The 14,110-nt window shown below is 45.4% G+C and carries 11 protein-coding genes; 6 read left to right on the top strand and 5 right to left on the bottom strand.

Features of this window, described 5'->3' with window-relative positions:
• Nucleotides 1-4: 4 nt before the first annotated feature.
• From AC2CG4_RS01885 to AC2CG4_RS01870, 4 genes are all read right to left on the bottom strand, one after another.
• Nucleotides 5-769 carry an SDR family oxidoreductase gene (locus AC2CG4_RS01885; RefSeq protein WP_484484636.1) on the bottom strand — a complete coding sequence of 255 codons (765 nt, stop codon included), beginning with the start codon at nucleotides 767-769 and terminating at the stop codon, nucleotides 5-7.
• A gap of 8 nt (nucleotides 770-777) precedes the next feature.
• A complete protein-coding gene (locus AC2CG4_RS01880) occupies nucleotides 778-1,797 on the bottom strand; it encodes a zinc-dependent alcohol dehydrogenase (protein WP_151057322.1) in 1,020 nt (339 codons plus the stop codon).
• 13 nt (nucleotides 1,798-1,810) lie between these two features.
• Entirely contained in the window at nucleotides 1,811-2,950 is a 1,140-nt protein-coding gene (locus AC2CG4_RS01875; protein ID WP_062064960.1) for a mandelate racemase/muconate lactonizing enzyme family protein, read from the bottom strand.
• A 241-nt stretch (nucleotides 2,951-3,191) separates the two neighbouring features.
• Nucleotides 3,192-4,769: an MFS transporter gene (locus AC2CG4_RS01870; protein WP_484484635.1), complete on the bottom strand. Its 1,578-nt coding sequence runs from the start codon at nucleotides 4,767-4,769 to the stop codon at nucleotides 3,192-3,194.
• 293 nt (nucleotides 4,770-5,062) lie between these two features.
• Between AC2CG4_RS01870 and AC2CG4_RS01865 the strand changes: the two genes are divergently transcribed.
• On the top strand, nucleotides 5,063-7,198 hold the full coding sequence (locus AC2CG4_RS01865; RefSeq protein WP_151030846.1) for a cellulase family glycosylhydrolase: 2,136 nt from the start codon (nucleotides 5,063-5,065) through the stop codon (nucleotides 7,196-7,198).
• A gap of 53 nt (nucleotides 7,199-7,251) precedes the next feature.
• On the opposite strand, the gene AC2CG4_RS01860 is transcribed toward AC2CG4_RS01865, so the two are convergent.
• A complete protein-coding gene (locus AC2CG4_RS01860) occupies nucleotides 7,252-8,094 on the bottom strand; it encodes a type 2 periplasmic-binding domain-containing protein (RefSeq protein ID WP_151030845.1) in 843 nt (280 codons plus the stop codon).
• A 286-nt stretch (nucleotides 8,095-8,380) separates the two neighbouring features.
• Here AC2CG4_RS01860 and AC2CG4_RS01855 point away from each other — a divergent pair, with 286 nt between their 5' ends.
• The 5 genes from AC2CG4_RS01855 to AC2CG4_RS01835 all read left to right on the top strand — a co-directional run bounded on the left by AC2CG4_RS01855 (nucleotide 8,381) and on the right by AC2CG4_RS01835 (nucleotide 14,063).
• Complete coding sequence (locus tag AC2CG4_RS01855; RefSeq protein WP_484484634.1) at nucleotides 8,381-9,319, top strand: sugar kinase; 939 nt, start codon at nucleotides 8,381-8,383, stop codon at nucleotides 9,317-9,319.
• Between the two features lie 246 nt (nucleotides 9,320-9,565).
• On the top strand, nucleotides 9,566-10,996 hold the full coding sequence (locus tag AC2CG4_RS01850; protein ID WP_484484633.1) for a carbohydrate-binding protein: 1,431 nt from the start codon (nucleotides 9,566-9,568) through the stop codon (nucleotides 10,994-10,996).
• Between the two features lie 224 nt (nucleotides 10,997-11,220).
• On the top strand, nucleotides 11,221-12,390 hold the full coding sequence (locus AC2CG4_RS01845) for a cytochrome P450 (protein ID WP_484484632.1): 1,170 nt from the start codon (nucleotides 11,221-11,223) through the stop codon (nucleotides 12,388-12,390).
• Between the two features lie 51 nt (nucleotides 12,391-12,441).
• A complete protein-coding gene (locus AC2CG4_RS01840; RefSeq protein ID WP_151030841.1) occupies nucleotides 12,442-12,750 on the top strand; it encodes a 2Fe-2S iron-sulfur cluster-binding protein in 309 nt (102 codons plus the stop codon).
• A 62-nt stretch (nucleotides 12,751-12,812) separates the two neighbouring features.
• Nucleotides 12,813-14,063 (top strand): NAD(P)/FAD-dependent oxidoreductase, encoded by a 1,251-nt coding sequence (locus AC2CG4_RS01835; RefSeq protein ID WP_484484631.1) that lies wholly within the window; start codon nucleotides 12,813-12,815, stop codon nucleotides 14,061-14,063.
• Nucleotides 14,064-14,110: the final 47 nt, after the last annotated feature.

Raw genomic sequence — 14,110 nt, 5'->3', positions numbered from 1 at the left:
GTGCTTATCTCCCCATCCAGCCGCCGTCAACCAACACGGTGCTGCCATTCATATAGTTAGAAGCGCTAGATGCCAAAAACACCACCGGCCCTTTAAAATCTTCCGGTGTGCCCCAGCGGCCCTGCGGAATACGACTAAGAATAGACGCAGAACGCTCTTTGTCATTACGCAAAGCTTCAGTGTTATCGGTAGAGATATAACCGGGCGCAATGGCATTCACATTAATCCCCTGCGATGCCCACTCATTTGACAGCGCCATCACCAACTGGCCTAAAGCACCTTTACTTGCCGCATAGCCAGGCACAGTCACACCACCCTGATAGGTTAACAATGAAGCGGTGAAAATAACTTTTCCGCTTTTGCGCGCAAGCATAGTTTTACCAATTTCACGGCTCAAAATAAATTGCGAGTTCAGATTTACATTGATCACCTGATCCCAATACTCATCGCTGTGTTCGGCCGCAGGTGCACGCAAAATTGTACCGGCGTTATTGACCAGAATATCAATCACTGGATGCTCTGCTTTTACTTTTTCAATAAAGGCATAAAGACTGTCGCGATTAGCAAAATCACATTGATAAGCACTGAATTTTTTTCCGGTAGCGGTTACCGCTTTTTCAATCTCTGAGCCTTGCAACTCCAGTGATGCCGATACACCAATAATATCTGCACCCGCTTCTGCCAAGGCCACCGCCATTGCTTTACCAATGCCGCGCTTGCAGCCAGTGACCAAAGCGACTTTACCGTTTAAGCTAAATTGTTCCAACATAATCGTGATTACTCCGCGCAAGACACAAGGGCTTTCATACCAGCAGGATTGTTATCCATGCTCGCAAAAGCGCTGCCAATGTTGTTCAAGCTAGATACCGAACTAATGAATGGCTCCAGTTTGACTTTACCGGATGCAACCAATTCAATGGCCATATCAAAGTCAGCCGCTTCGTAAACGCGCGCGCCCACTAACTCCAGCTCTTTCCAGAAGAATTGGAACAAATCCACTTCAGGCTTTTGTGAGTGAATCGCCACCATACAAATACGACCGCGCACCGAGGCAATCTTGGTCATAGCTTCAATCGCCGCTTTCACACCAGACACTTCAAACACAACATCTGCGCCCTTGCCGTTGGTCCACTCTTTGACAGCTGCATCTAAATCTTGCTCAAGCGGATTAACGGTTTTAATACCATTTTTCTGGGCAAATTCATTGCGCACCTGATTCACTTCCGAAATCATGACCTCAGCGCCAACACTTTTTGCTACCAATGCAACCAACTGACCAATGGGGCCGCCACCAATCACAACCGCTTTTTCACCAGCCGTTAAACGCGCACGGGAAATATCGTGCACCGCTACCGACAGTGGCTCAATCAGCGCACCTTGTTTTAAGTCAATATTCTCAGGCAGTTTGTGCAAAGTGCGCGCCTTTACAGTCCATGAATTTTGGAAAGCGCCCGGGCTATCGATACCCATAAATTTTAATTTGTGGCACACATGGCTGTGGCCTGCAGCACACGCAGGACACTCGCCACAATAATCGAGCGGGCGCACAACAACGCGATCACCAATGGCAAAACCTTTTACATTGGCTCCCATCTCAACAATGGTGCCCGACATTTCATGGCCGATAATTTGCGGCGGTGCAACGCGCTGATCCATAACACCGTGATAGATGTGCATATCCGTTCCACAGATACCTACAAACCCTACTTGCAAACGCACTTCATCCGCAGCAGGAGCAACCATTTGACCTTCAACAACCTGAAAGCCTTTATTACCAACATATTGAGCAGCTAACATAATTTCGATCCCCTCAGGATTGTTTGATTAAATGTGGACGTAATAATTTTTCATCAAATGTCACACCGGTTCCCGGCTCATCGGAAGCAACCGCAAGACCATCGGCGATCACAATTGGGCGCGTGGTGTAAGCATCTATAGGAAAGGAGTGAACTTCGAGGTAACCCGCGTGCGGCTGGGAAGACATCAGCGATACATGCAACTCATGCATGCCGTGACTGCAAACAGGCAAGTTGTGCGCATACGCAAGCTCAGCGACTTTTAACCAACCGGTGATACCACCGATATTGGATGCATCTGGCTGCAAGAAACCTAATTTTGCTTGTCTGATGGCATAGGTGAATTCATGGATAGTGTGTAGGTTTTCACCCATCGCCAAGGCGATGTTAATGCTGTCCGCAATGCGGGCATAACCTTCATAGTCATCGGGAATGGTTGGCTCTTCAAACCAGGTGATATCGTACTGCTCTATCGCCCGGCCAAAACGAATAGCTTTTTCAACGGTCATTGAGTAATTGGCATCGACCATAAAGGTGGTGTGTTTACCAATTAATTCGCGCACCGCAGCAACGCGCGCAACATCTTCTTTGTAATTGTCTTTACCGACTTTAATTTTTACCGCGTTAAAACCGCGATCCAAATAACTATCGATATTCTTCAATAGTTTTTGTTCGCTGAAATTCAAATCAATACCACCCGCATAACAACGGGTTTTGTTACTGGCAGCGCCCGCCAATTTCCACAAAGGCAAATTCAGGCGTTTGCAGCGAATATCCCACAGGGCGATATCGACCGCAGAAATAGCGAAACTAACCAAACCGCCGCGACCCACATAGTGCAGGTGCCAACCCAAATCTTCCCAAATTGCATGAATATCCGATGCATCACGACCAATCAGCATTGGCTTTAGTTCATCATCCAAAAGTGAGTAAATGGCGCGTCCGCCCTTGCCGCCGGTATAGGTGTAACCAACACCTTCGGTGCCATCCTGACAATAAATGCGGCACACCAGCAATTCAAAACAGGTGTGATCGCCATGTTTTGCATCGGATAACACCTCGGCCAATGGCACTTGGTAGTATTCAACTTTGACGGCTTTGATATGTGTTGCAGAGAGTTCGTTGTGACTCACGCAAGAAATTGTATTTAGCATAGACCTATCCCGACGCATTTGTTTATTGTTAACAATCTACACTCAGGATAAGCACTTGTAAAGGAGAAAAGTCTGATAATTTCAAAAGTGGGATACGGAAATGCAATAACGATAAAAAAGTACTAAAGCGCGAGGGAATACTTACCAATACGGCCAGATGGCGGCACTTTTTGCCTACATCTGGCGAGCGATAAGAGACTAAACAGAAGAGATAAAACAGCGGCGATCAATAACCAGAGTTTTATTTGACGGCGACAAGTTGACTCTCGATTTCCTCCAAACTTTTCCCTTTGGTTTCCGGCACCATTTTTAGAACAAAAATAGCACCCAACACGCAAAAGCAGGTATAGATCAAAAATGTGACCGCAACACCCTGAACCTCTATCTGCCACGGGAACAATGTAGGCACCAATACGCCACCAAAGAGTGTACAGACCAGCGCACAAGCAGGAATGGCAACACCCCTGATGCGCGTAGGAAATATTTCGGAAAACAAAATCCACATGACTGGGCCTAAGGAAAAGTTAAATGCCGCCACAAAACTAATTAATCCAATAAACACCAACACGCCCTGCATATGCGCAGCAGTATTGAGCAAATCAACCTGCAGTGAACCCAGCGCTGCCGATCCCAAATGAGTCACCAATGCCCGTTTAAATTCCAGATCACTGGCGTACTCAACCCCAAGCATAGGGGCCAATAGTGACGTATCAATCCGATCAGCGAAGGCTGCGACAGATTCTGCGCTCAACATATAAGTCGCTCCCGCAAAACAATAAGTCACCACACCCATGCTCACAGCAGCCCAGACCGAACCCCAGAGCAAAATAGGACGGCGCCCCATGCGATCAATCATCACCAGCGCCAGGAAGGTAAAAAATAACCCTATAGCACCAACCCAAACGGTTTGCTGAAAGGCGCTTGCATCGCCACCGCCTACCTGCGAAAAAATAAATGGCATATAACCTAAAACAGCATTCATACCGCACAAAGATTGCAACATGGCCGCACCAGCGCCAATGAATAGCGCGATACACAACCTGGATTTAAACAATAACCCCAACTGCTCACTTACACTCAGCGAATGCTCAGCACCTTTTAAGTTGTCACAAATTTGTTTGAACTGCTGAGCAACCATCTCAGCAGGTGCAATTTTGGCAATTACCTCTTCCGCGTTATGCTTCTTACCATTCATCACCAGCCAGCGCGGGCTTTCCGGAATAAAAAAGAGCAGTAAAAACCAGATTAACGCCGGCAAAATCTCCAAGCCCAACATCCAACGCCAACTGGTCAACTCGGTCAAACCAATCCAATTTGCCCAAGCGGGCTGCGTGCTAATTACCGTCACTATGTAGAAATTTAATAGCTGCGCGATAAAAATCCCCACCACAATATTCATTTGATTCAGTCCCACCAACTTACCGCGCAAGTCTGGCGGGGCAATCTCACCAATGTACATTGATGCCAGCGTGAGCGACGCAAAAGCTAAACCGCCCAAAAAGCGCGCAGCAAAAAGCGTCTCAAAACTAACGGCAAATGCCGACCCCAACGCGGAAATTAAATACAACGCAGCAATGACTAATAAGGTGTTTTTCCGCCCAAAGCGCTCACAAAAATAACCCGCGCATAGCAACGCAACAATTGACCCCAACCCCGTAGCACCACCGACAATGGCACCCACTTGAAAGGCCGTTAAACTAAATTCAGCAATAATGTATTTAATGGTGCCGGAGATCAGGGCTATATCCAGGCCAAATACAAATCCACCCAGAGCCACAATAAAGGAAAAGAAAAATGCGTTTCTATTTGCTCTCTGCATATCTAATTACCACTCAATAGTTATTATTTGAACTGATCGCCCAGCCCATCAATACCGACAAAACCAAGCCTATTGCAAGGCTATCGCCACCTTTCAATAGAACAACTGCAATTACTCTGGCGCATCCAGGGCAGATCTGCAGAACACACACCACTTAAATAGAAACCCTGATTCAAGTGTAACACGCGCCATTTTTGTTAACAATTAAATATATACATATTGGAAATCTACTGCTAACCTTCGCGTTGCAGCCAATCAGTTGGCCAAATAAACATAACCATTGCAGGTGTGATATGAAACTCACTCAACTAATTAGCATCGCAACCTATACCCTTATTTTGGGCGGCTGTGGCGGTGGCGGTGGCGGAACATCAACTCCCCCAGCATCAAGCAAAGCCAGTGTCAGCCCCACACAATCGTCCACCGCCGTTAGCAGTCTAGTCGCAAGTAGCAGCACTAGCCTGTCGAGCACACCGAACAGCTCAGTCGCTTCAACTGACAGCAGACCAAAAATCAGTTTCAATAGAGACATCAAACATATTGTTGGCGGTATCGACAGCTTTGACCGACGCAAATTCATCACCATTCACTCGTCCAATACCGAAGCCGATTGGTTTGGTTCAAACGCCCAAAGTTTGGGAGCCCCCAACGCCTCACCTGACCTGATTACCGAAGTCATGGACGGCTATGACGTGTATTTCGGCCGCGATACCGGAGGCATTACCTGGCAACTTGGTGAACTCAATCAAGACCCCGCTCGCCCGGGTTTTGTCAGCGAGAGTCACGCACAAACCAAAGGTGGCGACGCACGCTGGGTGTATAGCAACAATGCCAACAGCACCAAAATTCGTCAGTTTGAAAACCGGCTAACGGATATGATTATAGGGGCACAGCAACACCCCTTCTGGCCAGATGGCAAAACTACCCGCAAAGGCTGGGCACTCTCACAGACCGATACCCCAAGTGAACCTTTTGGAACTGCCACTGGCCACTACATGGGGCAGTATCTCGCGAAATACTTTAATAAAGGCGCAGGCGATTTATATGGTCAACCTAAGCCGCTCTATGTTGAGGTTATGAATGAACCTCTTTACGACCTGGTGGATGCTAGTGCATCACCAGTGCCAGTAGAAAAAGTATTCCAGTTTCACAACACAGTGGCGGCAGAAATTCGAAAGACCAATAGCGATGTTTTAATTGGCGGCTACACAGTGGCCTTTCCCGATTACGATAAAAATGACTTTCAACAATGGCTAAACCGCGACAAAGTTTTTATTGATCTGGCCGGTGCCAATATGGACTTTTACTCAATCCATCTCTATGACTTTCCGGCGCACAATAATCGCGAGAAATATCGTCGCGGCAGCAACGTCGAGGCAACCCTCGATCTGCTCGAGCAATATGACACGATTAAATTTGGCAAGATCAAGCCCTTAGTGATATCGGAATATGGCGCCAGCATTCACTCCATGTTTTCTGATCCCTGGACCCCACAGCGCGACGGATTACGCCTGATTGCATTTAACGGTCTATTGATGAGTTTTCTTGAACGCCCCAACAATATTGCTAAAACGATTCCGTTTCTGCCGATAAAAGCCGAGTGGGGCCGCGTTAATGGCATACCCTACAATGACCGCCTTATGCGTCAACGCAAAGAGGCACCCGGCGAAACTGGTGACGAATGGGTTTTCACTGACATGATCAAGTTTTATCAATTGTGGTCAGACGTAAAAGGAACACGTATTGATATTACCTCTAGCGATCCCGATCTGGTCGTCAATGCTTATGCCGACAATAAGCGGGTGTATCTCATCATTAACAATTTGGAATTTAACGCGCAAGAATTCACACTGAATGATTATTCATTAAATAATCCTGCCTTTGCCAATGCGACGATTAAACACTTACATCTGGATAGCCAAAACGCGCCGGTCTTAAGCGAAACGGTTAGCGACAAGTTTCCAGATTCGTTAAGCATTGGAGGTAGTGGCACCATGATCATTACCATGAACTATGAAAGTGCAGTAGTAATCGATCAAACTAAAGTTGAACAGAAAACATATGCAACAAATTATTTGCAGGCAATTAAAACCAATAGTCCCCTTAACTTTGCGATAAACGGCATCACTCCAGCAGCATTTGGAGAGGCTACGTTACGCTTGGGCATAGGTAGGGATCACGGAAAATCCTTGCAGCCTAAAGTGACCATTAATGGCACCGAAGTAACTGTACCAAAAGATTATCGCGGCTATGATCAATACCACCAAGGCAAAGGGCGGGAAAACTTTTTTGGCGTAATTGAAATCCCTGTGCCCTATTCAATCCTCAAAGCTAACAATCAGATTGAGGTGACCTTTGCGGATGATGGCGGCCACATAAGCTCAGCGGCATTAAGAGCATTTCACTACAGCCGAAACTTTACCCACTAAACATTCTTTGTCGTGCCGTTTGCCATACTCACCCGAGTATGGCTTTTTTATTTTTACTGATTATTTTTTACGGAAACATCAATTGTCTTGGCAATTTCTGGCAGTGGTGCAAAGTAGTGTTCGTAGGCAGAATTTAACTTTGCATTTAACGGATTGTTGAGCAAAAACATTCTTCGCTTACTCAGTTGTATAAACTTCAAGCTGGTTAGGAACTTTTTATCCCAAAGCGCCTGCAAACTTTTATCCTTATAGGCAGCCAGCAACCCCTGTTCAATTCTGGCTTTTAATATCTTATTCTGCACGCTAACGAAAAAAAATCGTGGCAACTTATAATAAAAATAGAAACTGTCATCAATAGTCAGATGCAAACCTGAATTGTTATGCAGATACTCATTCATAATCTGGCTAGCCCCCAAACAAAATAAATCCGCCCGGCCAGAGGCAACCATACGAAATGAGCTTTTGTAAGCAGGCACCTCTAGTGTTTTAAATCCGTTGGCATGCAAAATTTTTGTATCAGTCCAATTAATACCCTGCAAAATACGGTACTGCTTGAGCTCATCAGAAGCCTTCGCTGCTGCTACTGCTTGGGCCACACCCGGATTGACAAAACATACCCTATAACTCAAAACTCCTAAATCGATGGGAAACTCTATGTAAGCAATAGCAGATCGTTCGACTCCATCATAACTATCTTCAATAACCAAGTTAGGGTATTCATTACTTGCAATCGCTTGTTTGGCTCTAAGCCTATTAAACCCCTTAGGCAAAGGCTGAAGCTCATAGTCACCATAGCGAGCGCGAGTTTTTTCAAGAGCCAAGGTCAGTAGCTCAATCGTATAGTTTTCGTATTGATCTATAGGGGTGCTGGGGACACGATAATTGACAACCTGCATGCCAAAGCAGCCGCAAGAGACCCCCACTCCCGAAAAGAATAGAATTCCGATTATATGGCGCAGATGTAAGCACACAATCCCTCTCCCGCTGAATTCGCTGTTAACCTGCAATGTCATCTTATACACAAGAGTAGATCATTGTTCATAAAACGGGTAAGCATCGTCTGGACACTGCGATTCTTTCCAACATGCGCCACCTAAACTTTGTCAACATTTTACATAAAGCCGGTACATCTATAGAATAGAAAGCAGCCCCTTAACAGTGCCCGAAATAAGCGAATATGCGATGAAACGAATTGTGATTATTGGCGAAAGTATGCTCGAACTAAGCCCCGCTAGCCCGGGCTTATGGCAACAATCATTTGCCGGAGATGTACACAGTTTGGCGGTATATTTAAAACGCTGCGCACCCGAAGCGATACAAGTGTCGTTTATGAGCGCGGTCGGTGTGGATGCCGCCAGCGCTGAACTAATCTCTAGTTTGCAGCAAGAAGATATAGATACCTCGTTGATCTATAAGCACCTGAGTAAAACCTTGGGGCTCTATATGATCAACAATACCCCCAGTGGCGAGCGCAGCTTTCAATATTGGCGCAATGACTCAGCAGCAAAACAAGTCATGCATTTGCATCATGCGCAATTTTCCGCTGCGACTTTCACAGCTCCCGATCAAGTGTTTTTTTCCGGCATTTCTTTGGCCATATTAGAAAAAGACAACCGCGACCTCTTTTGGGATTTTATCCATCGATTAAAACAACAGGGCACACAAGTTATTTTTGACCCCAACTATCGCGCAAAACTATGGTCTTCCGTCGAGGCTTGTAAAGCCCAATACGAACTCGCTTTTCATGCAAGCAATTTGGTTTTACCGAGCTTGGAGGATTTCACCAATCTTTATCAGCTAAACTCCGCAATCGCGGTTAGCAAATTTTTAAGTGCTTATGATATTGATGAAATTATTATTAAAGATGGCCCTGCTCCTATTATTTATCAGTCAAACCAAGAACAATTGGAAGTCGCTATTGAGCCCGTCACTCAGGTTATAGATACAACTGCAGCAGGTGATTCTTTTAATGGCAGCTATCTAGCGGCGCGCGCACGCGGGCTAAACCCCGAAAATGCCATTCGTTTTGCAGCAAAAATATCTGCACTGGTGATTCAACATAAAGGAGCTATTCTTAATCGCGACCTATTCATGCGCCACCTCAGCAAATCAACTCATTAAAATCGCCTTTTACCGCTACTTTTTCACCTCACACTCAAGCAAACAAGCTCCAGTTCCGCTGGAGCTTTTACTAAGCAGATCACAAATAAAATAATTATAGATCCGCATAATTTTTTCATTCTAATCCTTGCGAACAGCAACACGAAATAATTCTACCATCAGCATAAACTCAATCTGTTAGCGGATTCCGCTACACCTACTCAAACACACCCATTTACTGTCAGCTTTAGCTAAAAGGAGATAAACATGAATAAAATAAAATTTTGTTTTTCTATTTCTGCATTATTGTTTTCAAGCACATTATTGGCACAGGATCAGTGCAACACTACAAGCGAGTGTAAAAACACTTATGGTAGCTCTGCGACAGACTGTGCCAACAGCAAATCCAGCCTTAGTATTTGCATGTGCGGCACACTGCGCTGCGACAGTTTTGGTCAACCTACTATCAGCTACATCAATGTCCCAGCCAAAATTCAGGCAGAAGATTTTTTAACAGCATTTGATACAACACCCGGCAATCAAGGCGGGCAAGGGCAATCCGGCAATGTCGATATTCAAACAACAAGCGATACTGGCGGTGGCCTCAATATCGGCTGGATTAATAGTGGGGAATGGCTGGAATATCCCATCAATATCACTAGTGCAGGCGAATACCAACTTCAACTCCGCATTGCATCGCCCAATACTTCCGGCACACTCAGTATTGATATTGATGGCGCTCTGTTGGGTAGCACGCTGACTATTCCAAACACAGGCGGATGGCAAAGCTGGCAAACACTCAGCTCGGCTAAAAAAAGTCTGACCGCAGGCAAAAAAATGCTGCGTTTAAATATGCTCACAGGTGGATTCAACATCAATTGGATCGACATTAAAAAAGTAGAACCAGACACCAACAATCCACCAGTGGATAATGTCATTCTCGGAAAATTCAATACAACCAAGGATTTATTGCTCGCCCACTTCGATCAAAAACCTGATCTAGATGATGTGCACGCAGTTGCTGCCCTAGCCACCATGTTGCGCGATTCACGCTTTAATAATGTGAAATACCATGCAGTAGCTGGAACTATCGGCACTCAAGGTGGCCGCTATATAGATGCACCACAACTTTTTAACTTAGCGTTTGGAAGCAATTGGTCCAACGCTTCTACCAATTGGAATGCTGCCGTTAATAACGTCACGCAAAAAACCTTGGCAACATTGAATGCCGGCGGCGATATTTGGGTACAAGAAGCGGGTCAATCGGATTTTACCGCCGATGTACTCAGAGCCATTCAGCAGGCTAATCCCAGCATTAATTTGAAAACGCGCTTTCATGTTGTTCAACACAGCAACTGGAACGAAGATAAAACAACACCCGCCGATTTAACCTATGTGAAAAATACCGCGCAATACAACAAAATTGCTGATGGTAATTCGACGGGTAACGGCACACCTGGATTTAACACCAAAGACGGTAGTGATTGGCAGAGAGCAAAAGCCGATGTTGGTGTAGGCAATATCTGGAGTGAAGCGCAACGAGTTGCGGATGCAAACAACAATATCAGCGGATACGAAAACCCCTCAATTAAAGCCGGTGGTTTTGATTTTTCCGACTGCGTTGAAAATGCCTGGATATTTGGATTCTTAACACTTAATAACTCCAAAGCATTTTTTGATGAATTCTTAAAAGAGTAAAATGTTAAATAAATTGCTATATTGAATAAATTAGCGACACTTTCAGCTAGCCGTTGAAAGTGTCGTTTTTACTACTCGCGGCGAACAAGCAACTCTGTATTAGCTCAACTAGTCCATTGAAGTTCATGTCAAATTTCTGATACTTTTTCACCTTATCTGTGTATTAGCCGCAAGGTCTCCGCTCTATCATAAAAGCCATCAATGATCGCTTGGAGACGCCCACTATGAGCAAGTGCCCGTTTAATCACACTGGTATTCCCGACCCTTTTGAGCAAGCTCGCACTGAGCAAGGTGTTGGTTTTGTGGATGATCAAAATGATCCGGTGATGATGGTGCTGCGCCATAAAGATTTACGAAAATGTGCGCACGACTGGAAAACCTTTAGCTCTGCCGCCACTCCCGGCAGAATTGTGGTGCCGTCCGAAGTCAATATTCGCGATATTCGCCAGGTTCCCTTTGAAGTAGACCCGCCCCTACACGGCGATTACCGCGCCTTTTTAGAGCCTTGGTTTAAACGGCCACTGGAAGAAACTTATCGCCAAGCGTTGCGCCAACAAATTTCGGCATTAATACAGGAATCTCTACAACAGGATTCCATTGAAGCCATTTACGATTTTGCGCTGCCGCTACAATCTCGCGCCTTAACCCTACTGCTCAATATTCCTTATGCAGAAGCGGAGGTATTTATCAGCTGGGGAACCCACGTATTTCGCAGTGAAGATAATCCATTAGATGGCAGCAAAGCCCAGGTACTTTATAACTATATTGATAAAAAAATCGCCGAGGCAGAAAAATCGCCCAGCGACGATATTTTTTCGGTGTTATTAACCACTGAAGTGCAAGGCAGAAAATTAACTCACGATGAAATTAAAGGCATCATTGTGCTCACCTTTGCTGGCGGTCGCGACACAGTGATCAATATGGTCACTAATACTCTCGCTTATTTGGGTGAAAAACCCGAATCCCTGACGCGTTTACGCAAAGAACCTGAAATTCATAACCGTGCGATTGAAGAACTCATACGTTATTTCTCTCCCCTCACCCATATGGGAAGAGTTGCGACTAAAGACAGTGAAGTTTGTGGCCATGCAGTCAAAAACGACACCCGAATTTCACTCTGCTGGGCCTCCGCCAACCGCGATGCAACCGTTTTTGAAAACCCTAACGAGGTAATGCTGGATCGAAAATTAAATCCGCACGTCGGTTTTGGTTTTAGTCATCACAATTGCCTTGGTGCAACTCACGCGCGGGTAATCATGCAAATTCTGTTGGATGAGCTGTGCCAACAAGTCGATAAAATAACCCTGAGTGATGCACAGGAAAATATTGAAAACTGGGGTGAATTTCAGCGCAAGGTGGGTTACCACAAGTTGCAGCTGCAATTATCAAAATAATCTCTTATTCGAACAATTCTTGAATACAACATTTTTACACGAGAAACCAAAATGGCCAAAATTACGTTTATTACTCCCGGTAAAGACAGTATCACTTTAGAGGCAACTTCAGGCAATGCAATGGAACTGGCGGTTAACAATGGCATTCCAGGTATTGGCGGCGACTGTGGTGGCGTCTGCTCCTGTGCAACTTGCCATGTTTATGTTCCAGCAGAGCATGCCAGTAAATTAACCGCTGCCAGTGACATTGAGAAAGACATGCTGGAGCTGGACGACAATGTAAATGAGTTCAGTCGTTTGTGTTGCCAAATTGAAATCACCCCTCAGGTAGATGGCTTGGTACTCGAAGTTGTTGGCTAAACAATCCAAACCAATCAACAACATTCAAACAACCATAAACAATTATTTGTGGGTTAAAGGCTATGACTAAGCATCCGCTTACAACAGCAACTTGTATTATCGTCGGCGCCAGTCACGCCGGTGTTAACGCCGCCTTTGCACTGCGCAAAGAGGGCTGGGCAGGAAAAATTGTACTTATCGATAGCGACCCAAGGCTTCCCTATCACCGTCCGCCACTGTCAAAAACCTATATCACCAGCGATGATCCAATCGAAAAACTGGCGCTCAAGCCAGAAGCCAGTTACACACAAGATGACATCGAATTATTGCTGGGGGTTACAGTCACCCAGCTGGATGCTAAGGCAAAAAAAATCTCTACCCATAGTGGTGATGAACTCTATTACGACAAATTAATTCTAGCGACCGGCGCAAGCCCTATAGTGCCGGCGATCAGTGGCTTAACTGATGCGCACAATCTATTTTTTATGCGCAGCCTGGAAGATAGCCTAGGCATCAAAGCGGCTCTTCACAACAGCTCAAACAAGCGTGTTGTGATTATTGGCGGCGGTTATATAGGTTTGGAAACGGCGGCCTCACTGAAAAAATTGGGCGCATCCCTGGTGGTGGTAGAGCGCGAAAATCGTATTCTCGCCCGTGTCACCGCGCCTGAAATGTCGGCTTTCTTTTTACAATTGCACGAGTCTCATGGTGTAAACATTATTACCGATAAAAATGTCAGTGCCATCACCACTGACGCAGGCGTTAATAAAGTGATCACCAGTGACGGCGCGGAATACCCAGCCGATATTATTATTGTGGGTGTCGGTGTGCGAGTAAATAAAACGCTCGCTGAACAAGCGGGTTTAACCATTGAAAATGGTATTTGTGTTGACGCACAGGCACGCACCAGCGATGAAAACATCTATGCCATTGGCGACTGCACTTATCACTTTAACCCTCACTATCAACGCCACATACGTTTGGAGTCGGTACAAAACGCTGTCGATCAAGCCAAAATTGCCGCCTTAGCTATTTGCGGCAAAGGGCAAGATTACCATGCCCCACCCTGGTTTTGGTCCGATCAGTACGATGTGAAATTACAGATGGTGGGGCTTTCAACTGGCTACGATCACGTCATAGTTAGACGCGAAAATAATGCTGAACAGAAATTATCTACCTGGTATTTTTCAGGAGATGAATTACTGGCCGTAGATGCAATTAACAATGCCAAGGCTTATGTAATGGGCACAAAAATAATCAAAGCCAAAATGCGGATCAACAAAACCGCGTTGATGAACAGCAACCTGGAATTGACCTTAGAACACTTGCAATAAAAAATAACCCCCTGTGCGACAACACAGGGGGTTATTTTATATTCATA

The organism is Cellvibrio sp. ATLC23, from assembly GCF_057196725.1.
The sequence above is the reverse complement of the archived record's forward strand: the minus strand, read 5'-3'. Positions and strand labels throughout refer to the sequence as shown.

What these genes read in the sequence shown, in the direction of transcription:
- AC2CG4_RS01885 (WP_484484636.1), bottom strand. Translation starts at nt 769, where the DNA reads ATGTTGGAACAATTTAGCTTAAACGGTAAAGTCGCTTTGGTCACTGGC.
- AC2CG4_RS01880 (WP_151057322.1), bottom strand. Translation starts at nt 1,797, where the DNA reads ATGTTAGCTGCTCAATATGTTGGTAATAAAGGCTTTCAGGTTGTTGAA.
- AC2CG4_RS01875 (WP_062064960.1), bottom strand. Translation starts at nt 2,950, where the DNA reads ATGCTAAATACAATTTCTTGCGTGAGTCACAACGAACTCTCTGCAACA.
- AC2CG4_RS01870 (WP_484484635.1), bottom strand. Translation starts at nt 4,769, where the DNA reads ATGCAGAGAGCAAATAGAAACGCATTTTTCTTTTCCTTTATTGTGGCT.
- AC2CG4_RS01865 (WP_151030846.1), top strand. Translation starts at nt 5,063, where the DNA reads ATGAAACTCACTCAACTAATTAGCATCGCAACCTATACCCTTATTTTG.
- AC2CG4_RS01860 (WP_151030845.1), bottom strand. Translation starts at nt 8,094, where the DNA reads ATGCAGGTTGTCAATTATCGTGTCCCCAGCACCCCTATAGATCAATAC.
- AC2CG4_RS01855 (WP_484484634.1), top strand. Translation starts at nt 8,381, where the DNA reads ATGAAACGAATTGTGATTATTGGCGAAAGTATGCTCGAACTAAGCCCC.
- AC2CG4_RS01850 (WP_484484633.1), top strand. Translation starts at nt 9,566, where the DNA reads ATGAATAAAATAAAATTTTGTTTTTCTATTTCTGCATTATTGTTTTCA.
- AC2CG4_RS01845 (WP_484484632.1), top strand. Translation starts at nt 11,221, where the DNA reads ATGAGCAAGTGCCCGTTTAATCACACTGGTATTCCCGACCCTTTTGAG.
- AC2CG4_RS01840 (WP_151030841.1), top strand. Translation starts at nt 12,442, where the DNA reads ATGGCCAAAATTACGTTTATTACTCCCGGTAAAGACAGTATCACTTTA.
- AC2CG4_RS01835 (WP_484484631.1), top strand. Translation starts at nt 12,813, where the DNA reads ATGACTAAGCATCCGCTTACAACAGCAACTTGTATTATCGTCGGCGCC.